A 23,608-nucleotide genomic window follows, 5' to 3' on the forward strand; every position below is an offset into this window, starting at 1 on the left:
TTCCGGGGCCGTCGGCTCTCGTTTCACCGCTACCGGAACGACATCAACTGTTCGAATACGAGCCGGGTTACGGCCACTCTCCACAGATTCGGTGACTTTCTGGCGTCCACATCCTGGGGACCGCGAAGTTGTCCCGATCGTGTCCACAGGGGTCACTGTCGAAAGACCATCAGCCCAGGTCAGCCCCCTGTGGATTCGTGGACGAAGACTCTCCACAGACTGTGGACGAAGAAAAGATCCACAGGGTGTGCACGAAGTTGTCCACCGCCGACCCACAGGCTGGAGCTGGTTGTCCCCAGCCATCCCCCGCTTCTCCACACCCCTGTCCACTGTTCGGCAACGTGACGCGCCCGATCACCGTGTCGAGTGAAAGGCGTCACATCAAGGTGCCGGATTGGCCTGTGGGGAACGTGGGTAAAGCTGGGGACGGATCTGGGGAGAAGTGGCCCGAGGCTGTGCATCGAGTGTGCAGAACTTTTCGTCGTCCACAGAGACCCCCGGTTGTCCACCGCCTCCGCCCACAGGGGCAGTGGACAAAAAATCCCGGCTGACCTGCGAAAACGGGGTTATCCACGGTTTCCACAGGCCCTACTACTAAGACCAACTAGATAGAGGCTGGGAATCGTTTCGAAGACGGGGCTGTGCACAACTCGCTCTCGGAGGCTCTGGTGCCGCTCGGCACGACTTGACCCCGAGGGGCACCGACTGTCAGTGCGGTGCGTCAGACTGGTCCCCGGTGTCCTTCCCGCCACAGGGCTGAACGACACCGAGTCAGACGACGAAGGCCAGCAGGGCGAGAGCGCCGGCAACAGACGGAGGCGGCAACGGTGAAGATCCGGGTGGAACGCGACGTACTCGCGGAGGCAGTGGCCTGGGCGGCACGCAGCCTCCCGGCCCGTCCGCCGGCGCCTGTGCTCGCCGGCCTCCTTCTGAGGGCCGAGGAGGGCGCCCTGAGCCTCTCCAGCTTCGACTACGAGGTCTCGGCACGCGTCTCCGTGGACGCGGAGATCGACGAGGAGGGCACGGTCCTCGTCTCCGGCCGCCTGCTCGCGGACATCTGCCGCGCCCTCCCCAACCGGCCGGTGGAGATTTCCACAGACGGTGTACGAGCGACCGTGGTCTGCGGCTCCTCGCGATTCACACTCCACACCCTGCCTGTGGAGGAGTACCCCGCGCTGCCGCAGATGCCGTCGGCGACCGGCACCGTCCCCGGTGAGGTCTTCGCCTCCGCGGCCGCCCAGGTGGCCATCGCGGCGGGCCGTGACGACACGCTGCCCGTGCTCACCGGTGTGCGCATCGAGATCGAGGGCGACACGGTCACGCTGGCCTCCACCGACCGCTACCGCTTCGCGGTCCGCGAGTTCCTGTGGAAGCCGGAGAACCCCGAGGCGTCCGCGGTGGCCCTGGTGCCCGCCAAGACGCTCCTGGACACCGCCAAGGCCCTCACGAGCGGCGACAGCGTGATCCTGGCGCTGTCCGGCTCGGGCGCCGGCGAGGGCCTCATCGGCTTCGAGGGGGCAGGCCGGCGTACGACCACCCGCCTGCTGGAGGGCGACCTGCCGAAGTACCGCTCGCTGTTCCCGACGGAGTTCAACTCCATCGCGGTGATCGAGACCGCCCCCTTCGTGGAGGCCGTCAAGCGTGTCGCCCTGGTCGCCGAGCGCAACACCCCGGTGCGTCTGAGCTTCGAACAGGGCGTGCTGATCCTGGAGGCGGGCTCCAGCGACGACGCACAGGCTGTGGAAAGGGTCGACGCGCAGTTGGAGGGCGACGACGTCTCGATCGCCTTCAACCCGACGTTCCTGCTCGACGGCCTCAGCGCCATCGACTCGCCGGTGGCGCAGCTCTCCTTCACGACGTCCACGAAGCCCGCGCTGCTGAGCGGCAAGCCCGCGGTGGACGCCGAGGCGGACGAGGCCTACAAGTACCTGATCATGCCGGTGCGTCTGAGCGGCTGAGTGAGCTGAGTGAGGTGAGCCCGCCGGACGGTCGTTCTGATCGGTCCGGCGGGAGCATCCACAGGTGGGCCGAACGCCTGAGCGGCTATGCCCACAGGTGTGCGTGAGCGTCCGGGTTTAGGCTCAGACACAGGTACGAAAGTGCCCTCACGCCACGTCGAAAACCTAAGGAACAACTGATGGAGCTCGGTCTCGTCGGCCTCGGCAAGATGGGCGGCAACATGCGCGAGCGGATCCGCCGCGCAGGCCACACCGTCATCGGATACGACCGCAACCCGGACCTCGCCGATGTCCACAGCCTGGAAGAGCTTGTGGGCAAGCTCAAGGGTCCGCGCGTGGTGTGGGTGATGGTCCCGGCCGGTGCCGCCACGCAGTCCACCGTCGATCAGCTCGGCGAGCTCCTGGAGCCCGGGGACGTCGTCGTGGACGGCGGCAACTCCCGGTGGACGGACGACGAGAAGCACGCGGAGGAGCTGGCGGCCAAGGGCATCGGTTTCGTCGACTGCGGCGTCTCCGGCGGCGTCTGGGGCCTGGAGAACGGCTATGCGCTGATGTACGGCGGCGACGCCGAGAACATCGCCAAGGTGCAGCCGATCTTCGAGGCACTCAAGCCGGAGGGCGACTTCGGCGCGGTGCACGCCGGCAAGGTCGGCGCGGGCCACTTCTCCAAGATGGTCCACAACGGCATCGAGTACGCCATGATGCAGGCCTACGCCGAGGGCTGGGAGCTCCTGGAGAAGGTCCACTCCGTCACCGACGTGCGCGAGGTCTTCCGCTCCTGGCAGGAGGGCACGGTCATCCGTTCCTGGCTGCTGGACCTGGCGGTGAACGCCCTGGACGAGGACGAGCACCTGGAGAAGCTGCGCGGCTACGCACAGGACTCCGGCGAGGGCCGCTGGACGGTGGAAGCCGCCATCGACCACGCGGTGCCGCTGCCCGCGATCACCGCGTCGCTGTTCGCGCGGTTCGCCTCGCGGCAGGAGGACTCGCCGCAGATGAAGATGGTCGCGGCGCTGCGCAACCAGTTCGGCGGCCACGCGGTCGAGACGAAGTAATCCACAGATCCACAGGCCGTGCGGCGGTGGATCCACAACCCTGGGGGAGGTCGGCGAACGACCATGCACGTCACGCATCTGTCGCTGGCCGACTTCCGCTCGTACGCCCGGGTCGAGGTCCCGCTCGACCCGGGCGTCACCGCGTTCGTGGGCCCCAACGGACAGGGCAAGACGAATCTGGTCGAGGCGGTCGGCTATCTCGCGACCCTCGGCAGCCACCGCGTCTCCTCCGACGCGCCGCTGGTGCGCATGGGCGCCGACCGGGCGATCATCCGGGCCAATGTCCGCCAGGGCGAGCGCCAGCAACTCGTCGAGCTCGAGCTCAACCCCGGCAGGGCCAACCGTGCCCGCATCAACAGGTCCTCGCAGGTCAGACCCCGTGATGTGCTTGGCATCGTGCGCACCGTGCTGTTCGCGCCCGAGGATCTCGCGCTGATCAAGGGCGACCCCGGTGAGCGGCGCCGCTTCCTGGACGAGCTGATCACCGCCCGCTCCCCGCGGATGGCGGGCGTCCGCTCCGACTACGAGCGGGTCCTCAAGCAGCGCAACACCCTCCTGAAGTCGGCCGCGCTGGCCCGCCGTCACGGCGGCCGCACCATGGACCTCTCCACGCTCGACGTGTGGGACCAGCACCTCGCGCGCGTGGGCGCCGAGCTGCTGGCCCAGCGGCTCGACCTGGTCGCCGCGATCCAGCCGCTCGCCGACAAGGCGTACGAGCAGCTGGCCCCCGGTGGCGGACCCGTCGCCCTGGAGTACAAGCCGTCCGCGCCCGGTGAGGCGCACACCCGCGAGGACCTGTACGAGCAGGTGATGGCGGCGCTCGCCGAGGTCCGCAAGCAGGAGATCGAGCGGGGCGTGACCCTCGTAGGACCCCATCGGGACGATGTGGTCCTCAAACTCGGTCAGCTGCCCGCCAAGGGATACGCCTCGCACGGCGAGTCCTGGTCGTACGCGTTGGCGCTGCGCCTGGCCTCGTACGACCTCCTGAGGGCCGAGGGCAATGAACCGGTGCTGGTCCTCGACGACGTCTTCGCCGAGCTGGACAGCCGCAGAAGAGAACGCCTCGCCGAACTCGTCGCTCCCGGCGAGCAGGTCCTGGTGACGGCCGCGGTCGACGACGACGTACCGGACGTACTGACGGGGACGCGGTACGCCGTCTCCGAGGGCATGGTGGAGCGGGTATGACGGAGAACACACCCGGCGGATCAGCCGCCTCCGAGGGAGCCCCGGAAAAGGGCCCGGAAACGGCCTCCAAGAAGACCCCCGAGCACTCCGGCGTCGACCTCGCGCGCGTGGCGTTGCGCGCCGCGAAGGAGCAGGCACGCGCGCGGGGGGACGCGGCGCAGCAGAAGAAGCAGGCGCGGCGCGGCGGCCTGCGCTCCGGCGCGCGCGCCGACGGGCGTGATCCGATGGCGCTCGGCGCCGCGATCAACCGGCTGCTCACCGAGCGCGGCTGGGAGACCCCGGCCGCGGTGGGCGGTGTGATGGGCCGCTGGCCGCAGATCGTCGGCGAGGACCTGGCCAAGCACTGCGTCCCGCTGAAGTACGACGACGACCCTGACGAGCGGGTGCTGAGCGTGCAGTGCGACTCGACCGCCTGGGCCACCCAGTTGCGGCTGCTCGCCCCGCAGGTGGTCGCGCGGCTGAACCAGGACCTCGGGCACGGCACGGTGCGACTGATCAAGGTGCAGGGCCCCAACGGTCCCGCGCGCCGTTTCGGCCCCTTGCGCGCCCCTGGAAGCACGGGTCCCGGCGACACCTACGGGTGACAGAGGCCACATCGACCGGCCCCTGCGCGGGAGTGCACGCGGTTGCGAACACCGACCTGACTCCGCGGTAGCCAAGGGTTGACACCCGGAAGCGCTGAGTGCCGCTGTAAGCCTCTTTGAGCCCGGGTCCACATATGGGGAGTCGGGAGAGACCGGTTCAGGGCGGCACATGCGGACTCAGGTACCGGCAAACCCCCATCACTGTCGGCGCTACCGGTAGACTGGAAGCTAATCCCGCCCCGCTTGCGGGGACCGTCCGGGAAAAGCTGAGCAACGCTGATCAAGGCTTACCAACGCAACGTGCCGCAGCCGCTCCGGCAACCCGCCGACGAGCTTGGCTTGTGCTGTGCCAGAAAGGGCGCTTCGTGGCCGATTCCGGCAACCCCAACGAGAACACCCCGTCCACCGACGCCGGCGACAACGCCGAGGCCACGACCTCGAACGGCGAGGTCACAGCCTCGTACGACGCCAGCGCCATCACCGTCCTCGAGGGTCTGGACGCGGTTCGCAAGCGACCCGGTATGTACATCGGCTCGACCGGCGAGCGCGGACTGCACCACCTCGTGTACGAGGTCGTCGACAACTCCGTCGACGAGGCGCTGGCCGGCCACGCGGACACGATCGACATCACGATCCTCGCCGACGGTGGCGTGCGCGTCGTGGACAACGGCCGCGGCATCCCCGTGGGCATCGTTCCCTCCGAAGGGAAGCCGGCCCTCGAGGTCGTGCTGACGGTCCTGCACGCGGGCGGTAAGTTCGGCGGCGGCGGTTACGCGGTCTCCGGTGGTCTGCACGGCGTCGGCGTCTCCGTCGTGAACGCCCTGTCGAGCAAGGTCTCCGTCGAGGTCAAGACCGACGGACGGCGCTGGACGCAGGACTACAAGATGGGCGTCCCGACCGCCCCTCTCGTCGAGCACGAGGCCACCGACGAGACCGGCACCTCGGTCACCTTCTGGGCCGACGGCGACATCTTCGAGACGACCGAGTACTCCTTCGAGACGCTCTCGCGGCGCTTCCAGGAGATGGCGTTCCTCAACAAGGGTTTGACGATCAAACTCACTGATGAGCGCGAGTCGGCGAAGGCCACGGCCGGTGCGGACGAGGCGGGTGCGGACGAGAAGGCCGAGGTCAAGACCGTCACGTACCACTACGAGGGCGGCATCGTCGACTTCGTGAAGTACCTCAACTCCCGCAAGGGAGACGTGGTGCACCCCACCGTCATCGATCTCGAGGCCGAGGACAAGGACAAGAGCTTGTCCCTCGAGGTCGCGATGCAGTGGAACAGCGGCTACAGCGAGGGCGTGTACTCCTTCGCCAACATCATCCACACCCACGAGGGCGGTACGCACGAGGAGGGCTTCCGTGCGGCGCTGACCTCGCTGATCAACAAGTACGCGCGCGACAAGAAGCTGCTGCGTGAGAAGGACGACAACCTCACGGGTGACGACATCCGTGAGGGTCTGACCGCGATCATCTCGGTCAAGCTGAGCGAGCCGCAGTTCGAGGGCCAGACGAAGACCAAGCTGGGCAACACGGAGGCGAAGACCTTCGTCCAGAAGGCCGTCTACGAGCACCTCAACGACTGGCTGGACCGCAACCCGAACGAGGCCGCGGACATCGTCCGCAAGTCCATCCAGGCGGCCACCGCGCGCGTGGCGGCCCGCAAGGCCCGCGACCTCACCCGCCGCAAGGGTCTCCTGGAGACGGCGTCCCTGCCGGGCAAGCTGTCCGACTGCCAGTCGAACGACCCCACCAAGTGCGAGATCTTCATCGTCGAGGGTGACTCCGCCGGCGGCTCGGCCAAGTCCGGACGCAACCCGCAGTACCAGGCGATCCTCCCGATCCGAGGCAAGATCCTCAACGTCGAGAAGGCGCGGATCGACAAGATCCTGCAGAACCAGGAGATCCAGGCGCTGATCTCGGCCTTCGGCACCGGGGTCCACGAGGACTTCGACATCGAGAAGCTCCGCTATCACAAGATCATCCTGATGGCGGACGCCGACGTCGACGGCCAGCACATCAACACCCTGCTGCTGACCTTCCTGTTCCGCTTCATGCGGCCGCTGGTCGAGGCCGGGCACGTGTTCCTGTCGCGCCCCCCGCTGTACAAGATCAAGTGGGGTCGGGACGACTTCGAGTACGCGTACTCGGACCGTGAGCGCGACGCGCTGATCGAGCTGGGCAAGCAGGCCGGCAAGCGCATCCGCGACGACTCGGTCCAGCGCTTCAAGGGCCTCGGCGAGATGAACGCCGAGGAGCTGCGGATCACGACCATGGACCAGGAGCACCGGGTCCTCGGCCAGGTCACACTCGACGACGCCGCCCAGGCCGACGACCTGTTCTCGGTCCTCATGGGCGAGGACGTCGAGGCCCGGCGCGCGTTCATCCAGCGCAATGCCAAGGACGTCCGCTTCCTCGACATCTGAGTCGGTCTCAGCTGACCGCAGCAGAAAGGATCCTCACCAGCAATGGCCGACGAGAACACTCCCAGCACGCCTGAAGAAGGCGGCGAGATCACCCTGCGCGTCGAGCCCGTCGGGCTCGAGACGGAGATGCAGCGCTCGTATCTCGACTACGCGATGTCCGTCATCGTGTCGCGCGCGCTGCCCGATGTCCGGGACGGCCTCAAGCCCGTCCACCGCCGCGTCCTGTACGCCATGTACGACGGCGGCTACCGGCCCGAGAAGGGCTTCTACAAGTGCGCCCGCGTCGTCGGCGACGTCATGGGCACCTACCACCCGCACGGTGACTCCTCGATCTACGACGCGCTGGTCCGCCTGGCGCAGCCGTGGTCGATGCGGATGCCGCTGGTGGACTCCAACGGCAACTTCGGCTCTCCGGGCAACGACCCCGCGGCCGCCATGCGCTACACCGAGTGCAAGATGGCGCCGCTGTCCATGGAGATGGTCCGTGACATCGACGAGGAGACCGTCGACTTCACGGACAACTACGACGGCCGCAACCAGGAGCCGACGGTTCTGCCGGCCCGCTTCCCGAACCTGCTGATCAACGGTTCGGCGGGCATCGCGGTCGGCATGGCCACCAACATCCCGCCGCACAACCTCCGTGAGGTCGCGGCCGGCGCCCAGTGGTACCTCGAGAACCCCGAGGCCAGCCACGAGGAGCTGCTCGACGCCCTGATCGAGCGCATCAAGGGCCCCGATTTCCCGACCGGCGCCCTTGTAGTGGGCCGAAAGGGCATCGAGGAGGCGTACCGCACGGGCCGTGGCTCCATCACGATGCGCGCGGTCGTCGAGGTCGAGGAGATCCAGAACCGCCAGTGCCTGGTGGTCACGGAGCTCCCCTACCAGACCAACCCCGACAACCTCGCGCAGAAGATCGCCGACCTGGTGAAGGACGGCAAGGTCGGCGGCATCGCGGACGTCCGCGACGAGACCTCCTCCCGTACGGGCCAGCGGCTGGTCATCGTCCTGAAGCGCGACGCGGTCGCCAAGGTCGTCCTGAACAACCTCTACAAGCACACGGATCTGCAGTCGAACTTCGGCGCCAACATGCTGGCGCTGGTGGACGGCGTTCCGCGCACGCTCTCGCTCGACGCGTTCATCCGCCACTGGGTGACGCACCAGGTCGAGGTCATCGTCCGTCGTACGCGCTTCAGGCTGCGCAAGGCCGAGGAGCGCGCGCACATCCTGCGCGGTCTCCTGAAGGCCCTGGACGCCATCGACGAGGTCATCGCGCTGATCCGGCGCAGTGACACCGTCGAGATCGCGCGTGAGGGCCTGATGGGCCTCCTGGAGATCGACGAGATCCAGGCCAACGCCATCCTCGAGATGCAGCTGCGCCGACTGGCCGCCCTGGAGCGCCAGAAGATCATCCAGGAGCACGACGAGCTCCAGGCGAAGATCACCGAGTACAACGCGATCCTCGCCTCGCCGGAGCGCCAGCGCGCCATCATCAGCGAGGAACTCGCGGCGATCGTCGACAAGTTCGGCGAGGACCGTCGCTCCAAGCTGGTGCCCTTCGACGGTGACATGTCCATCGAGGACCTGATCGCCGAAGAGGACATCGTCGTCACCATCACGCGTGGCGGCTACATCAAGCGGACCAAGACCGAGGACTACCGCTCGCAGAAGCGGGGCGGCAAGGGCGTACGCGGCGCGAAGCTGAAGCAGGACGACATCGTCGACCACTTCTTCGTGTCGACCACGCACCACTGGCTGCTGTTCTTCACCAACAAGGGCCGCGTCTACCGCGCGAAGGCGTACGAGCTCCCGGACGCCGGGCGTGACGCGCGTGGACAGCACGTCGCGAACCTGCTGGCCTTCCAGCCGGACGAGGCGATCGCCGAGATCCTCGCGATCCGTGACTACGAGGCGGTGCCCTATCTGGTGCTGGCCACCAAGGGCGGCCTCGTGAAGAAGACGCCTCTGAAGGATTACGATTCCCCGCGCGCCGGCGGTGTCATTGCGATCAATCTGCGCGAGACGGAGGACGGTTCCGACGACGAACTGATCGGAGCCGAACTCGTATCGGCCGAGGACGATCTGCTGCTGATCAGCAAGAAGGCGCAGTCGATCAGGTTCACGGCGACGGACGACGCCCTGCGGCCCATGGGTCGTGCGACCTCGGGCGTCAAGGGGATGAGTTTCCGCGGGGGCGACGAGCTGCTCTCGATGAATGTTGTTCGACCCGGTACGTTCGTGTTCACTGCTACGGACGGCGGGTACGCGAAGCGGACCGCCGTCGACGAGTACCGCGTTCAGGGTCGTGGTGGCCTCGGTATCAAGGCCGCCAAGATCGTCGAGGACCGCGGGTCCCTCGTCGGCGCGCTGGTGGTCGAGGAGACGGACGAGATCCTCGCCATCACCCTGTCCGGCGGTGTGATTCGCACGCGAGTCAACGAGGTCAGGGAGACGGGCCGTGACACCATGGGTGTCCAACTGATCAACCTGGGCAAGCGCGATGCCGTGGTCGGCATCGCTCGTAACGCCGAGGCCGGTCGCGAGGCGGAGGAAGTCGACGGCGAGATCGCCGAGGACGAGACCGCCGAGGGCGTCGAGGCCGTCGGTACGGACGAGGGCGAGCAGTCCTCGCCCGAGTAGCGCGAGGAGTGAGTCATCGTGAGCGGAGCCACGGGCGCCGGATCGACCGGTACGGATACGGACGGCGGCCGTGGCTCCGCCGCGGAGGCGGCTGACTCCCATGACTCTCATGGATCCCAGGGGGGAACTGTGACGGACACCCGAGGCCCGCAGGCCCAGCAGTACGCGGCCGGAGCGGGCCCGGCGGCGGCCGGTCCGGCAAGGACCAAGGCCGCGCCCGGTGCGGCGCCTGGTGCGGCGCCCGCTTCGGCGGCCCCACCGGGGGCTCCTTCGGCCGGTTCGACCGCTTCGGCGGCCCCTGCCGGGGCAGCACCCGAGGCCGGCTCCGCGCTGCCGGGGGAACGGCAGCCGCAGCAGCCCGCGCAGCCGTACCACCCGCCGCAGGCGTACCCGGCTCAGACGCCGTCCGGCGCCGTACGCCGGCCGCGGACCGGAGCGCGCACCGCGCCCCGCACCCGCAAGGCGCGGCTGCGGGTGGCCAAGACCGACCCCTGGTCGGTGATGAAGGTCAGTTTCCTGCTCTCCATCGCGCTCGGCATCTGCACGATCGTGGCGGCGGCAGTGCTGTGGATGGTCCTGGACGCGATGGGCGTCTTCTCGACGGTCGGCGGCACGATCTCCGAGGCGACGGGTTCGAACGAGTCGAACGGCTTCGACCTGCAGTCGTTCCTCTCCCTGCCGCACGTCCTGATGTTCACGTCGATCATCGCGGTCATCGACGTCGTGCTCGCCACGGCGCTCGCGACGCTCGGCTCGTTCATCTACAACCTCTCCGCGGGCTTCGTCGGCGGTATTGAACTGACCCTCGCCGAGGACGAGTAACAGCAGCTCGTCGGGCCCGGCCAGGAGGCCTGGGATACCGATTTTGGGACTGGCCGCGTCGTGCGCTAATCTTCAGAGGTCAGCGCGCGGGACACACACCGCAGAGCGCGGCGGGGCTATAGCTCAGTTGGTTAGAGCGCATCCCTGATAAGGATGAGGCCACAGGTTCAAATCCTGTTAGCCCCACCAACCAAAAACCCCCGGGTGATCACACCCGGGGGTTTTGGCATCCACGGCTGACATCAGTGTGGGCTCGGGAAAGCGATGATTGCGCAGAGCGCCGCACCGGGTCGGCCGGTGGAGTTCGCCCGGGAGGCGAATCCGGCCCCCGCAAAGACGAACAGCGCCATGCCGATCAGCGTCGACGCCGCGTACTTCTCGGTGCGGGCCGGGCTCGCCCAGCAGGCCCACGGCGTGGCTGGTGTGCCGGACAGGGCGAGGTGCCGGACATGGCGAAGTCCCGGCAGCTCTTTCGAGGTGCCGGGCCTTCGGATCCGTGAGTGCGGTGTACGCAAGTTCGCCGCTACGTCGGGGGAGAGGGGCTGGGGGATGAGGCGGAGCCGCGTCTGTCAGCGCTGCAGGCGGGTCTCGGGCTCGGTGTGGGGCTCAGGGGCGTAGAGCGACGCGAGATCGGCCAGAGCGGCCTCGGTGGCCTCGGTCGGCGGGCGGTGCCGGCAGCTCGGTGAGGAGCCGTGGGCCTCGGCGCGGATGCGTTGCTTCATCGTGGGGGGCAGGGCCCGGCTGTGTGGACCGACCCAGGGAGAGATCGTCGGCACTGTCGTGGAGACCGTGCTGTTGCGCGTCGCTTCGGCCTGCGGTACGGCCGCGGCCGCGGTGGTCGTGATGAAACCGAGCGCCGTGCACAGCGCGACGAAGGCGGTGACGATGGCGGTCCACAGCTTCATGACCTTGTTCTGGGTCATGGCCCCTCACTTTCGGGTCAGGCGATTTGCGTACTTTCCTCATGATGTGTATGCGGGCTGCGAAGTGGTGGACCGACGCCCGTGGCGCGTCGATGTTCAGATCAACACCACTCGGATGGACGCAAGAGGGCAGAAAAGTGCCTGGAAGGTACGAGAGGGTGCTGGAAGTCGCTGTACGTGAGGTGTGATCACCCTGCGATACGACCGTGGTCGGAGCGGCCGGATCCGCTCCTACTGCTCTCCGCCGGGCGGCAGTTGGGGGCCGATGCAGGTCACCGATCGATATCGGTCGGTGTGTATAGTCGGGCGCCAGAGGTCCCCTACGTCAACGAAAGACGAGGTCGCGCGGTGAAGAAGCTTCTCCTGGTCGCACTGGCCGCCATCGGCGGGCTCCTCGTGTACCGCCAGATCCAGGCGGATCGCGCCGAGCAGGATCTGTGGACGGAGGCGACTGACTCCGTGCCCACGGGTTCGTGAGAATCGACACCAGTCTCAGATCAGACCCCGGCCGCCCTTGCGGTCGGGGTTTTGTATTGCCCCGATTCATCCTGAATTCGCTTCAGTGAACGAATTGATTGCGTAAGCGAAGGTATCGGCCTTTGGGTGCGTCGTTTCGGCCGCTTGTACGGATAGCGGGGGTGGCTCCGTGACCGGCGGGGCAGGATGGGCCACGGTCCGGGGCGACGACGAGGGGTGGCGCGTGATGGGGCGGCGCACGGCATGGTGGCACGGCGGTCGGCCGCTCGCGATCGTGGCAACGGTCTTGTGCGCGACGGCGGCCCTGCCCGGGCGGCCCGCCGCGGCAGCCGAGACCGGCACACCGAAGCCGTACGCCTTCGCCCAGGACGCCACGACGGTCCAGGGCGCCACGGGCACCACGGACGCCGTACGGCTGGAGCCCGGCGGGACGTACCGCAGTTCCCTCGGCAAGGACGGCAAGCTCTACTACCGCCTGGAGCTCGACGCCACCTCCAACGCGTACATCGCCGCCACCGCCGTCCCCAGGCCCGGCGCCGAGGTCGCCTACTCCGACGGCGTCAAGGTCTCCGTGCAGGACGGCAACAGCGGCAGCTGTTCCTCCTCCACGACCGCCCACTTCGGCGCCTCCCAGAGCCCCCACCCCATCGCCGCCTGGGCGTCGCGCGAGATCGGCCCCGGCAAGTACGCCTGCCAGGGGGCCGGAACGTACTACGTGGTCGTCGAGCGCACCGCGGCACCCGTCTCTCCGGCCTCCCCGCCCTCCTCCCCCGACGCCTGGGACCTCGAACTGAGCTATGTGTCGGAGCCCCGCTTGAAGAGGGCGGGTTCGACCAGTGCCCCCGAGACCTGGAACTCCGCCTCGCCCGAAGCCCTCCAGGGGGACGCACGGCCACGCCGGGGCGGCGCGGGGTTCACCACGGCCGGCGCCCTCGAACAGGGAGTCTGGAAGGACGGGATCAGCCCCGGGCAGACGCTCTTCTACAAGGTGCCGGTCGACTGGGGACAGCAGTTCCACGCCACCGCCGAACTCGGCAGTTCGAGCGGCGGTGAGGGATTCATGGGCACGGCTCTCGTCATGTCCCTCTACAACCCCGTGCGCGGACTCGTCACCGACGTGGGCGCGGGATACGACGGCAGCCAGCGGTCGGCCGCCCTGGATCCGCTGCCGCCCGTCGAGTACGACAACCGCTACGCCTTCAACGACCGGACCAGCGGCATGCGGTTCGCCGGTTCGTACTACCTTGTCGTACACCTCGCGGCGCAGGTCGCCGACAAGTTCGGCGACGGGCCGTTCGGACTGACCCTGCGTGTACGGGTGGACGGTGCCGCGCAGACCGGCCCGGCGTACGCGGGGCGGGCCGTACCGCAGGACGTGTTCGACTCCGGGACCGGTGACTCCGTGCCGGCCACGGGTGGGATGGCGCCTGCCGGAAGCGGCGGGAGTGACGACGCCACCACCATGAAGCTGGTCGCCGTGGGCGGTATCGGCACCGGGACCGTCCTGGTACTGGCGCTCGGGGTGTGGACGGTGGCCGCACGACGGCGGGCGACGCCGCGCGGCTGGTAGGCCCGTCAAGGGGGGACAGGGCCTACGGGCACCGGAGCTCAGATCTGGGTCAGCGCCCAGAAGCCCACCGCGAAACAGGCCAGCGCGAGGAGCAGCACCGGGACGGCCACCTTCGCGGGCGGTCCGGGGCGGGGCTGCGCGTGCTGACGCGTCGCGGTGGTCGGATCCGCGGGCCGTACGAGGGAGGGCGGCTGCACGGGCGTGTGGTCGAACGGCGGGGCGTGGGTGGGGGCCGGCACCGGCAGCACGACCGAGGTGGGGGGAGTGGGCGGCTGATCGTGCTGCCACAAGGACTGGGGCCGTGGCTGTGGTGGCGGCAGGTGGAAGCTGCCGGTGTCCGACATGGTGGACGGCTGCGGGGGTGTGGCGTCGGGCGCGGGCTGCGATGGTGCGGCGCCGGGAGTGGGCTCGTGTCGTACGGCGGCGGGGGCGGCCTCGTGTCGTACGCCACCCGAGTCGGACGCAGGCCATACGCCCCCGGAGGAACGATCCGCCCACGCGGCACCGGAGACGGGCTCCTCGGACAGCGCCCCGGAATCGTGACGCCACGGCCTCGAGTCGTGGGGGCCGGAACCGGTGGCGGCGCCGGAGGCAGCGCCGGACGCCGTGCCAGAAGTGGTGCCGGAGCCGGTGGCGGAGGCAGAGCCGGACCACGAAGCCGCGTTCTCCGCGGCGCGTGGCGTGGTCGCCCTGAGCGGCCCTTGCGGGCCGAACCCCGTGGGAAGCGGACCGAGTTGGTCGAAGACCTCGACCAGCTCGTCGTCGGGGCCGGGCTCGGGCAGCAGCTCGGTGGCGGAGGCCAGCGCCTTGCGTGCCCCGGTCGCGGTGCGGAACCGCGCCCGCGGGTCCGGCTGCAACAGCGTGGCCACGACCTGCCACAGCGGTTCGGGGATGCTCTGGGGAGCGGCCGGCGTGCCGTTCTCCGCGAAGTACTCGATCAGGGCCTTGGCATCGGGTCTGGCCCCTTCGAGCAGGTAGAGGGCGACCAGCCCGACGGCGAACAGATCGGCGGGGAAGTCCGGCTCGGCGCCCATCATCTGCTCGGGAGCGAAGTAACCGGGCGTTCCGACCACGTAGTTGGTCTCGGTCAGCCGCGGCTCGCCCAGTCGCATCGCGATGCCGAAGTCGGACAGCCGCAGTCGTGGACGGGCCGTACCGGTCGCTTCGAGCAGGATGTTGGCGGGCTTGATGTCACGGTGCACGACGCCCTCCGCGTGTACCGCGGCGACTCCCGAGAGGAGCTGGTCGAGCAGGGTGCAGACGAACGGGAGCGGCAGCGGGCCGTAGTCGTTGACCAGGTGGACCAGGGAGCCCCCGGCCACCAGGTCCATGGTGAACAGGACCTTGTCGTCGTCGGCGGCCCAGCTGGCCGGCGCGAGCACATGTGGATGGTCGATCCGCAGCGCCTGCTCCCGCACGAAGCGCAGCAGCGCGTGCGCGTCGCTCTGCTGGAGCACCTTGGCGGCCACATAACGGCGCCGCCGCTGGTCCCAGGCGCGCCAGACCGCACCGACTCCCCCGTGGCCGATCGGGTCGACCAGTTCGTAGCGTCCGGCGAAGACCTCACCCATGGTCGTGCGTCGCTCCCCTTCGGCGGTCGGTCCGGCGCAGGCCCCCCGTTGAGACGCCCGGCGGCCCGAGGTGCGGAGCCGGACGGCGTCCTGAGCCCCCGGCGCCGGGTGTGCGGCGGCCGGGCCGTCGGCTCAGTTCTGGTGCGACTGGTAGTGCGCGACCGCGTCGGAGGTGCGGCCGGCGCCGTACACCCGGAGGAACTCTGCCAGTTCCGGGTGGGTCGGGGCGAGGGTGTCGGCCGCGTCGATGATGTCCCCCGCGGCTGCCACGGAGCGCAGCAGCGACTGGATCTCGCGGACCACCCGCTTCACCGTGGGCGCGCCTGAACTGCTCGTCGACTGTGTGGTGTTGCTGAGCACCGAGCCCCCTTGCGACTTCTTGATCTCGTCCATGCGCTCGGTCGCCTCGGCGGCGCTGACGCTGCCGTCCGCGACCTGCCCCGCCAGGTCCTGCAACAGCTGCACGCGCTGGACCACCGCCGGATTGCCGATCTTGGCACGCTGACCGCTCATCAGCTGCGACAGCATGGGCGCGGAAAGTCCCAGCACCCCGGCAAGACGCGCCTGGTTGAGGCCCAGATCCTCTATGAGCCTACGGAAGAGCGCCCCCAGTGGCTCTCCGTACCAGTTCCGCTGGAGCTCTTGGGCTCTTGCGGTTGCTTCCTGCTGTGCAGCGTCCATTGCGTCTCCCCATCGCTTCCCCAAATACGGCGGTTCGCTGTCGCGAACCACGTCGAGCATCTTACGGAGAGTGGTCGCCCACGGGGACCCCCAATCTTTTTGCGAGATCCCGGGGGTGACCCGGTACTCTGGTCTCCGGCGCCCTCCGGTATCCGATTCCACCGGCCGGACGCCTGTCTTCCGGGGCCTTAGCTCAGTTGGTAGAGCGCTGTCTTTGCATGGCAGATGTCAGGGGTTCGACTCCCCTAGGCTCCACATACCGGACCGGTCAGACGCCCTTCGAGGCGGCTGGCCGGTTCTTGTTTTTCGGTGACCTGAGTCACGCGGCAGGCTTCGCAGTCGTTGCAGTTGTTTGCGCAAACGATCGGCTTGCGTGCGGGCGTCGATGGTGCCCCGCCGGTGGCCGACGCGGCACGGGGGCGATCTGCGCCGCCGTCGAAGCATCCCGTGAGCTGCTACAAGCAGATATGCGTAATCATGGCAATGCACAGGGTGAAGAGGGTCTGTGTGGATGTTGTGAGCATCGGTCGTTGCAAACGGCATCGTGGCGGAAGACGTAAAGCGGCTTGTTTGCGTGCCGCGCCCACGGGTCCGTCGTTCGGTCCCACTCCGCCGGTTCCGCTGGTTCCACGTGAAACATCGCCGTGGGGCAGGAGACTCTCAAGTCTCCTGCCCCACGGCGATGTTGTTGCCCTTGCTCAGGGCTCGTTTCCCTGGTCCGGGGTCAGCGGCGGTCGTCGCGGTCCGCCTCCTCCTCGGCCTGCTTGGCCTGCTTGGCCTGGACCTCGGGGTCCAGGTCGGACAGGCCGGTGCCGTCGACCGAGGACAGACGGCCCGTCTCGGGCACCTCCGTCGCGGCGGGCGGCTCGACCAGCCAGTCGGGGTTGGCCTGCTTGTCCCACCACTTCCAGGCGGCGAAGGCACCGCCCGCGAGAATCCCCAGAACGAGCAGCCCCTTGGCGACGCGGCCGGCTTTCGCACGCCGCTCGTGCTTGCGGACCAGTTTCTGGATCTCCTGGGGCGAGACCTGGCCGCGCAGCGCGGCGATCGCCGCCACACCGCGTGATGCGGCCTCCTCACGTACAGGCTGGGCCGCGGCCACCGCCTGCTCGATCCTCGGCCTGGTGTACTCGGCGGCCTGCACGGCCGCCTGCCGGGTACGGACGGCGGCCTGGTCGACCTTCGGCGGCACATGCGTACGGGCCTGTTCAAGGCGCGGCGCGAGATGGGCGCCGTACTGGACGCGGGCCTGTTCTGCGGCCAGCGACACCTTGGGCGCGAGCCGTACGAGTGCCTCGTTCGCGTAGTACGAGGCCCGGTCCTTGGCCGTGTCGGCGTAAGGCGCCACCACTTCCGCGGCGTGCAGCACGCTGTCCTTCGCCGAGCCGGTCGCGGCGCGCACGCTGTCAATGCGGGTCACGGGTTTTCCTCCTCCTCGGTGGCGTACGTGGGCGTTCGAGTACCCCAAAGGGGGCACGGTTCACCTTTCCGCCCTGTTCGAGATCATGCCCCCCGAGGGGCCGCGAGGCATGCGAGATAGGGCATACGGGGCAACAGGTGCTTGTCGCCGACAATGCCACGGATCGTCGCTTCGCGTCCCGTGCACGCAAGGACTCGACGGTATTTCCGCAAGGGCGACCCCGGATATTCGCTCGGAGGTGGTGGTCGAGCGACGAGCGGCCCGGTCCGTGCGAGGATCGGGGGGTCAAAAGAAGGCAACGGAAGGCAGATCGTGGCTGAGCAGCTTTACGCCACCCTGAAGACCAACCAAGGCGACATCGAAGTCCGGCTGCTGCCGAACCACGCGCCCAAGACGGTCCGGAACTTTGTCGAGCTTGCCACGGGCGAGCGTGAGTGGATCAACCCGGAGACGGGTGAGAAGTCCACCGACAAGCTCTACGACGGCACGGTCTTCCACCGGGTGATCAGCGGATTCATGATCCAGGGCGGTGACCCGCTGGGCAACGGCACCGGCGGCCCCGGTTACCAGTTCGAGGACGAATTCCACCCGGAGCTCGCCTTCGACAAGCCGTACCTGCTGGCCATGGCCAACGCCGGCCCCGGTACCAACGGCTCGCAGTTCTTCATCACCGTCTCCCCGACGGCCTGGCTGACCCGCAAGCACACCATCTTCGGCGAGGTCACCAACGCGGCCAGCCAGAAGGTCGTGGACGCCATCGCGAGCGCCCAGACCAACCCGCGCACCGACCGCCCGGTCAACGACGTCGTCATCGAGTCGGTCGTCGTCGAGACCCGCAAGAGCTGAGACCCGCCCCGCGAGGACTGAGACCCGCGAGGGCCGAACCCCGCGAAGGCTGAGACGAAGGCTGAGGCCCGAGGACCCGAAGGTCCCGAGGGCTCGCGCAGGGAACCAAACGCCCCGCTCATCCGTAAGGATGGGCGGGGCGGTGCATTGCGTACGACCGGATTGAGGGGACCCCATGGACCAGGCGCCAGGCAACCCGCAGGGCCCGCAGGACCAGGGACATCAGGACGCCCAGGCCCTGCCCACCTGCTACCGGCATCCGGATCGCGAAACCGGCGTGCGCTGCACCCGCTGCGAACGCCCCATCTGCCCCGAGTGCATGATCAGCGCCTCCGTGGGCTTCCAGTGCCCCGAGTGCGTCCGCGCCGGCTCCGGTACGGGCCACGCGTCGTCGGCCTCGCAGCCCCGCACCCTCGCGGGCGGCACCGTCACCGCGGACCCCCGGCTCGTCACCAAGATCCTGATCGGGCTCAACCTCGCCGTCTTCCTGGTCCAGCTGTCGGTGGGCGACCGCTTCACCGACAGCTTCGACCTCATCGGCCGCGCGTACGTCCCGCTGCTCGGCTCGGTCGAGGGCGTCGCGGAGGGCCAGTGGTACCGCATGCTGACGGCGATGTTCCTGCACGGCAGCTATATCCACATTCTGTTCAACATGCTCAGCCTGTGGTGGATCGGCGGCCCCCTGGAAGCGGCCCTCGGCCGTGCCCGCTATCTCACCCTCTACTTCGTCTCGGGCCTCGCGGGCAGCGCACTCAGCTACCTCCTCGCCGGCCCTGATGAGGCCTCGCTCGGCGCCTCCGGCGCGATCTTCGGCCTCTTCGGCGCGACCGCCGTCCTGATGCGCCGGCTCAACTACGACATGCGACCCGTGATCGCCCTGCTGGTGATCAACCTGATCTTCACCTTCGGGTGGAGCAACATCGCCTGGCAGGCCCACATCGGCGGACTCGTCGGCGGTGTCGTCGTCGGTTACGCCATGGTCCACGCCCCGCGCGAGCGACGGGCCCTGATCCAGTACGGGGTGTGTGCCGTGGTTCTGGCCGCGGTGGTCGTCGCGACGCTGGTCAGGACGGCTCAGCTCACCTGAGGTACCGCTCGGCTCACCTGAGAAGCCTGGGAGAGCGGTGTTGTCCACAGACCGTGGCGGATCTTGTGCACGCTGTGTGGGAACAGCTGTGCCCCCTGTCACTGACCCGAGTTTTCGCAGGTCGGACAGGGGGCGAACAGGTTTGCGGATCCCGGTAGGTCAGTCACACCGGCGTCAACCCCGGATGAGTTATCCACAGATCGTCTTAGTTTTCCACCTGTGGAAAACTCTTGTGGATAACTCAGTGGATAACCCTGGGCAGAGCTACTTCCACTGCGTGGAGACGCCGAATCCCGCCGCGATGAAGCCGAAGCCGACCACGATGTTCCAGTTGCCGAGGGCGTCGATGGGCAGCGAGCCGTCCGTCACGTAGAAGATGACGATCCAGGCGAGGCCGATGAGGAACATGGCCAGCATGACGGGTGCGACCCAGCCGCGGCTGGTCAGCTTGATGTTGGTCGCCTGCTTCGCCGGGGGCGGCGTGTAGTCGGCCTTCTTGCGGATACGTGACTTCGGCACGAGGGTCTCTCCTGTCGATGCGCTGCGTGGCCGCGCAGGGAACTGGGGCGGGCTCCGGGGCAGCGTACAAGGGGACACTGAGCGCTCCCCCGGGCGTCCGTTAGCGTAGTGCTTCCGCGGCGCCGAAGGAGATAAGGGTACGTTGAGCAATTCTGCCGACTCCCCCGGGACGGGTTCGAGTCCTGCCGTTACGCGCCGATTCCGGCCCGTACGTGTACTCACCGTCGCCGTCTTCGCGCTCGCCGGGCTGATTTTCTTCACCAGCTTCAACACGGCCAAGGGCACCAATATCCGCACGGACGCGTCGTTGCTGAAGCTCTCCGACCTCATCCAGGAGCGCAGCCACAAGAACGCGTCGCTGGACGAGTCCAACGGCGTCCTGCGTGACGAGGTCGACACGCTCGCCGGGCGGGAGAACGGCGGCAGCGAGGCCGACACCGCCAAGCTCGCCGCGCTGGAGAAGAACACCGGCACCCAGAAGCTCAAGGGCAAGGCCGTCACGGTCACCCTCAACGACGCACCGCCGAACGCCACGGCCAAGCTGCCCGGTTACCCCGAGCCACAGCCCGATTACCTGGTCATCCATCAGCAGGACCTGCAGGCCGTGGTGAACGCCCTGTGGCTGGGTGGCGCCCAGGGCATCAAGGTGATGGACCAGCGGCTGATCTCCACCAGCGCCGTGCGCTGCGTCGGAAACACCCTGATCCTCCAGGGCCGGGTCTACTCGCCCCCGTACAAGATCACCGCGATCGGTGACCCCCAGAAGCTCCAGAAGGCCCTCGCCGACTCTCCGGCGATCCAGAACTACATGGTGTACGTCAACGTCTACGGGCTCGGCTGGAAAGTCGAGGAGAACGGGACGGTGACTCTTCCCGGCTACTCGGGCACAGTGGATCTCCACTACGCAAAACCTGTGGAGTAGTGGGTGAAGCAGCTGCCGCTGGGGGTCCCGTGTCGGTGCGAGTGCTCGTCCGGACAGTGAGCGAACTGTGCATCACCATCGGCACACTCATCGTGCTCTTCGTGGTCTACGTCCTGTTCTGGACGGGCGTGAAGGCCGACAGCGAGATGAACCACCAGATCGACCAGCTCCAGAAGCAGTGGTCGAAGGGATCGGTCGCGCAGCAGTCGAAGGCGCCTCCGAGCACCCCGACCACCACCCCGACAACCGGGAACCCGAAGACGCCGACGGCGACAACGACCGAGAGCCCGAAGGCCCCGGGCCCCTACGCCTACGGCAAGCCCTTCGCGGTGATGTACATCCCCCGTCTTGGTTTCACGTGGAACAAGCCCGTACTCGAAGGCACCGGCACGAGCGTCCTGCAGAAGGGGCTCGGGCATTACCGGGGCACGGCTCAGCTCGGGCAGGAGGGGAACTTCGCCGTCGCGGGGCACCGGCGCACGTACGGCGACCCGTTCAAGGACTTTCCCCAGCTGCGCAGGGGGGACGCGGTGGTGCTGACCGACGGGACGACCTGGTTCACGTATCGGATCGACAAAGGCCCCTACAAAACAGTGCCCACGGACGTTGAGGTGATCGATCCTGTGCCACGTAAGTCCGGGTACACGGCTCCGGGCCGCTATCTCACGCTGACCACGTGCGATCCGGAGTGGGGACACAGCCATCGGCTGATCGTCTGGGCCCACCTGGATTCCACGCAGCCCGTGGAGGCCGGGAAACCTCAGGCGCTACGCCGTTAGTCTGGTCCCGTACGGCGTGGGTCCGATGGTGTAGGGCGTGGCTCTGGTGCCGTGATGCGACGGAAGGGACAGCATGTACGGCTTCATCTGGCGGCATTTGCCGGGTAACGCATGGGTGAAGGCGCTGATCTCACTCGTGCTCGTCCTCGCGGTGGTCTACGTACTCTTCCAGTACGTCTTCCCGTGGGCCGAACCGCTGCTCCCCTTCAACGATGTGACGGTGGACAACCAGTGAGCGCGCGGATTCTCGTCGTCGACAACTACGACAGCTTCGTCTTCAACCTGGTCCAGTACCTGTACCAGCTCGGCGCCGAGTGCGAGGTGCTGCGCAACGACGAGGTCTCGACCGCGCACGCCCAGGACGGATTCGACGGCGTACTGCTGTCACCCGGCCCCGGCGCTCCCGAGCAGGCCGGCGTCTGCGTCGACATGGTGCGCCACTGCGCGGACACGGGCGTCCCCGTCTTCGGCGTCTGCCTCGGCATGCAGTCGATGCAGGTGGCGTACGGCGGTGTCGTGGACCGGGCGCCCGAGCTGCTGCACGGCAAGACGTCGTTGGTGGAGCACGAGGGCAGAGGTGTCTTCGCCGGGCTGCCGTCCCCCTTCACCGCGACCCGCTACCACTCGCTGGCCGCCGAGCCGGAGACCGTCCCGGCCGAGCTGGAGGTCACCGCCCGTACCCACGACGGGATCATCATGGGGCTGCGCCACCGTGAACTCCCGGTCGAGGGTGTGCAGTTCCATCCCGAGTCGGTGCTGACCGAGCACGGTCACCGGATGCTCGCCAACTGGTTGGTGGAGTGCGGCGACCAGGGTGCCGTGGCGAGGTCGGTGGGGCTCGCCCCGGTGGTGGGCAGGGCCACGGCGTGACCGCCCTGCGCCCCGAGCGCGAGTCCGGCGCCGCCTACGGCGGCACCGGAGACGACGGGTCCTCGTACGGGCAGCAGCCGTACGGGGGACCCGGCGCGTTCGAGGCCGCGGTCGAGCAGCTCGCGGATCCGCTCACCGATCCGCTGCCGGGCCAGGAGTGGTCCGGGCAGGGACAGCACCAGTACGCCGTGGACGGCCCCGAGGGGTACGCGCGCGACTGGCAGGGGGTGCCGGGAGGTGCGCAGGATCCCGCTCCCGCCTACGGCGCACCGCCCACCAGACCCATGCCCGTGTACGCCGAACCGGTCGTCGCGGCTCCGAAGCTGGACGACGAGACCGTGGCGTTGCGGGCCTCGGAGGTCTCCGAGGCGCGGCGCAGGGCCGAGCAGTTGGCGGGTCGGGCCACGAGCGAGGGGATGCCCGCTCCCGGGGGTCGTGCGGAGCGGCGCAAGGCGGCGCGGCGCCACGGGCGCCACGGAGGGGCTCAGGAACCCCAGGAGTCCCCGCGTGCCCAGCAGTCGGTGGAGTCGGCGGAGAGGGCCGCTGAGGCCCCGCTGAGCCGTGTTCAGGCCCGGCGGGCGGCGCGCGCGCAGAAGCCGGGTGCGGCCGTCCTCGTCAGCCGGCTGATCGGCGAGGTGTTCATCACCACGGGCGTCCTGATGCTGCTGTTCGTGACCTACCAGTTGTGGTGGTCGAACGTGCGGGCGCACCAGCAGGCGGGCAGTGCCGCGCACCACCTCCAGGAGGACTGGGCGAGCGGCAAGCGAAGTCCGGGGACGTTCGAGCCGGGGCAGGGTTTCGCCATCCTGCACATCCCGAAGCTGGACGTGGTCGCTCCGATCGCGGAGGGCACCAGCAAGTCGAAGGTCCTCGACCGCGGAATGGTGGGTCACTACGGCGAGGGAGCCCTGAAGACGGCGATGCCGGACGCCAAGACCGGCAACTTCGGTCTCGCGGGGCACCGCAACACGCACGGAGAACCGTTCCGGTACATCAACCGGCTCAAGCCCGGCGACTCCATCGTGGTCGAGACCCAGGACGACTACTTCGTCTACAAGATGACGTCGATCCTGCCGGTGACGTCCCCGTCGAACACGAAGGTGCTGGATCCGGTCCCCCAGGGGTCCGGTTTCACGGCGCCGGGCCGCTACATCACACTGACCACCTGCACGCCGGAATTCACCAGCAAGTACCGCATGATCGTGTGGGGCAAGATGGTCGAGGAACGCCCGCGCAGCAAGGGCAAGCCGGACGCGCTCCTCGGATAGGAGCCCCG

The 23,608-nt window shown here is 68.3% G+C and carries 21 protein-coding genes and 2 tRNA genes; 18 read left to right on the top strand and 5 right to left on the bottom strand.

Annotation, left to right across the window (positions count from 1 at the left end):
* Positions 1–827: 827 nt before the first annotated feature.
* The 8 genes from dnaN (at position 828) to ACZ7M3_RS24160 (ending at position 10,856) form a co-directional block, all read left to right on the top strand.
* Entirely contained in the window at positions 828–1,958 is a 1,131-nt protein-coding gene (gene dnaN / locus ACZ7M3_RS24125; protein ID WP_472065649.1) for a DNA polymerase III subunit beta, read from the top strand.
* Between the two features lie 179 nt (positions 1,959–2,137).
* The gene (gene gnd, locus ACZ7M3_RS24130; RefSeq protein WP_067376663.1) at positions 2,138–3,013 is read left to right on the top strand and encodes a phosphogluconate dehydrogenase (NAD(+)-dependent, decarboxylating); all 876 of its coding nucleotides are present in this window, start codon (positions 2,138–2,140) and stop codon (positions 3,011–3,013) included.
* Between the two features lie 63 nt (positions 3,014–3,076).
* Positions 3,077–4,198 carry a DNA replication/repair protein RecF gene (gene recF, locus ACZ7M3_RS24135; RefSeq protein WP_355310789.1) on the top strand — a complete coding sequence of 374 codons (1,122 nt, stop codon included), beginning with the start codon at positions 3,077–3,079 and terminating at the stop codon, positions 4,196–4,198.
* Positions 4,195–4,782 (top strand): DciA family protein, encoded by a 588-nt coding sequence (locus ACZ7M3_RS24140; RefSeq protein WP_351309209.1) that lies wholly within the window; start codon positions 4,195–4,197, stop codon positions 4,780–4,782. The genes recF and ACZ7M3_RS24140 overlap by 4 nt, the downstream gene beginning before the upstream one ends.
* 365 nt (positions 4,783–5,147) lie before the next feature.
* On the top strand, positions 5,148–7,208 hold the full coding sequence (gene gyrB / locus ACZ7M3_RS24145) for a DNA topoisomerase (ATP-hydrolyzing) subunit B (protein ID WP_177324351.1): 2,061 nt from the start codon (positions 5,148–5,150) through the stop codon (positions 7,206–7,208).
* A gap of 42 nt (positions 7,209–7,250) precedes the next feature.
* Positions 7,251–9,845, top strand: coding sequence for a DNA gyrase subunit A (gyrA, locus tag ACZ7M3_RS24150; RefSeq protein WP_472065650.1), 2,595 nt, complete (start codon positions 7,251–7,253; stop codon positions 9,843–9,845).
* Positions 9,846–9,863: 18 nt separating this feature from the next.
* Entirely contained in the window at positions 9,864–10,667 is an 804-nt protein-coding gene (locus tag ACZ7M3_RS24155; RefSeq protein ID WP_472065651.1) for a DUF3566 domain-containing protein, read from the top strand.
* A gap of 112 nt (positions 10,668–10,779) precedes the next feature.
* Positions 10,780–10,856, top strand: a tRNA-Ile gene (locus ACZ7M3_RS24160).
* Positions 10,857–11,236: 380 nt separating this feature from the next.
* Here ACZ7M3_RS24160 and ACZ7M3_RS24165 read toward each other — a convergent pair.
* On the bottom strand, positions 11,237–11,590 hold the full coding sequence (locus ACZ7M3_RS24165; protein ID WP_472065652.1) for a DUF6344 domain-containing protein: 354 nt from the start codon (positions 11,588–11,590) through the stop codon (positions 11,237–11,239).
* Positions 11,591–11,938: 348 nt separating this feature from the next.
* On the opposite strand from ACZ7M3_RS24165, the gene ACZ7M3_RS24170 reads away from it, so the two are divergent.
* Positions 11,939–12,067, top strand: coding sequence for a DLW-39 family protein (locus ACZ7M3_RS24170; protein WP_003999697.1), 129 nt, complete (start codon positions 11,939–11,941; stop codon positions 12,065–12,067).
* A gap of 226 nt (positions 12,068–12,293) precedes the next feature.
* Positions 12,294–13,637, top strand: coding sequence for a hypothetical protein (locus ACZ7M3_RS24175; RefSeq protein WP_472065908.1), 1,344 nt, complete (start codon positions 12,294–12,296; stop codon positions 13,635–13,637).
* Positions 13,638–13,675: 38 nt separating this feature from the next.
* On the opposite strand, the gene ACZ7M3_RS24180 is transcribed toward ACZ7M3_RS24175, so the two are convergent.
* Positions 13,676–15,208: a serine/threonine-protein kinase gene (locus ACZ7M3_RS24180; protein WP_472065653.1), complete on the bottom strand. Its 1,533-nt coding sequence runs from the start codon at positions 15,206–15,208 to the stop codon at positions 13,676–13,678.
* 132 nt (positions 15,209–15,340) lie between these two features.
* A complete protein-coding gene (locus ACZ7M3_RS24185) occupies positions 15,341–15,889 on the bottom strand; it encodes a DNA-binding protein (RefSeq protein WP_095853678.1) in 549 nt (182 codons plus the stop codon).
* A gap of 182 nt (positions 15,890–16,071) precedes the next feature.
* On the opposite strand from ACZ7M3_RS24185, the gene ACZ7M3_RS24190 reads away from it, so the two are divergent.
* A tRNA-Ala gene (locus ACZ7M3_RS24190) sits at positions 16,072–16,144 on the top strand.
* 469 nt (positions 16,145–16,613) lie between these two features.
* Here the strand turns inward: ACZ7M3_RS24190 and ACZ7M3_RS24195 are convergent.
* Positions 16,614–17,309, bottom strand: a complete 696-nt coding sequence (locus ACZ7M3_RS24195) for a DUF5324 family protein (protein ID WP_472065654.1) — start codon at positions 17,307–17,309, stop codon at positions 16,614–16,616.
* Positions 17,310–17,621: 312 nt separating this feature from the next.
* Between ACZ7M3_RS24195 and ACZ7M3_RS24200 the strand changes: the two genes are divergently transcribed.
* The gene (locus ACZ7M3_RS24200; protein WP_472065655.1) at positions 17,622–18,155 is read left to right on the top strand and encodes a peptidylprolyl isomerase; all 534 of its coding nucleotides are present in this window, start codon (positions 17,622–17,624) and stop codon (positions 18,153–18,155) included.
* A gap of 175 nt (positions 18,156–18,330) precedes the next feature.
* On the top strand, positions 18,331–19,242 hold the full coding sequence (locus ACZ7M3_RS24205; protein WP_472065656.1) for a rhomboid family intramembrane serine protease: 912 nt from the start codon (positions 18,331–18,333) through the stop codon (positions 19,240–19,242).
* A gap of 264 nt (positions 19,243–19,506) precedes the next feature.
* Here the strand turns inward: ACZ7M3_RS24205 and crgA are convergent, their stop codons facing one another.
* A complete protein-coding gene (gene crgA / locus ACZ7M3_RS24210; RefSeq protein WP_054236413.1) occupies positions 19,507–19,761 on the bottom strand; it encodes a cell division protein CrgA in 255 nt (84 codons plus the stop codon).
* A 142-nt stretch (positions 19,762–19,903) separates the two neighbouring features.
* On the opposite strand from crgA, the gene ACZ7M3_RS24215 reads away from it, so the two are divergent.
* The 5 genes from ACZ7M3_RS24215 to ACZ7M3_RS24235 all read left to right on the top strand — a co-directional run bounded on the left by ACZ7M3_RS24215 (position 19,904) and on the right by ACZ7M3_RS24235 (position 23,600).
* Entirely contained in the window at positions 19,904–20,683 is a 780-nt protein-coding gene (locus ACZ7M3_RS24215) for a DUF881 domain-containing protein (protein WP_095853674.1), read from the top strand.
* A gap of 35 nt (positions 20,684–20,718) precedes the next feature.
* Positions 20,719–21,462: a class E sortase gene (locus ACZ7M3_RS24220; protein ID WP_472065910.1), complete on the top strand. Its 744-nt coding sequence runs from the start codon at positions 20,719–20,721 to the stop codon at positions 21,460–21,462.
* Between the two features lie 73 nt (positions 21,463–21,535).
* Positions 21,536–21,697, top strand: coding sequence for a hypothetical protein (locus ACZ7M3_RS24225; protein ID WP_179436505.1), 162 nt, complete (start codon positions 21,536–21,538; stop codon positions 21,695–21,697).
* A complete protein-coding gene (locus ACZ7M3_RS24230) occupies positions 21,694–22,332 on the top strand; it encodes an aminodeoxychorismate/anthranilate synthase component II (RefSeq protein WP_067376619.1) in 639 nt (212 codons plus the stop codon). Before ACZ7M3_RS24225 ends, ACZ7M3_RS24230 begins: the two co-directional genes overlap by 4 nt.
* Positions 22,329–23,600: a class E sortase gene (locus ACZ7M3_RS24235; RefSeq protein ID WP_472065657.1), complete on the top strand. Its 1,272-nt coding sequence runs from the start codon at positions 22,329–22,331 to the stop codon at positions 23,598–23,600. Before ACZ7M3_RS24230 ends, ACZ7M3_RS24235 begins: the two co-directional genes overlap by 4 nt.
* The last annotated feature ends 8 nt before the right edge of the window (positions 23,601–23,608 follow it).

The sequence above is a fragment of the Streptomyces sp. NPDC111656 genome (assembly GCF_055656965.1).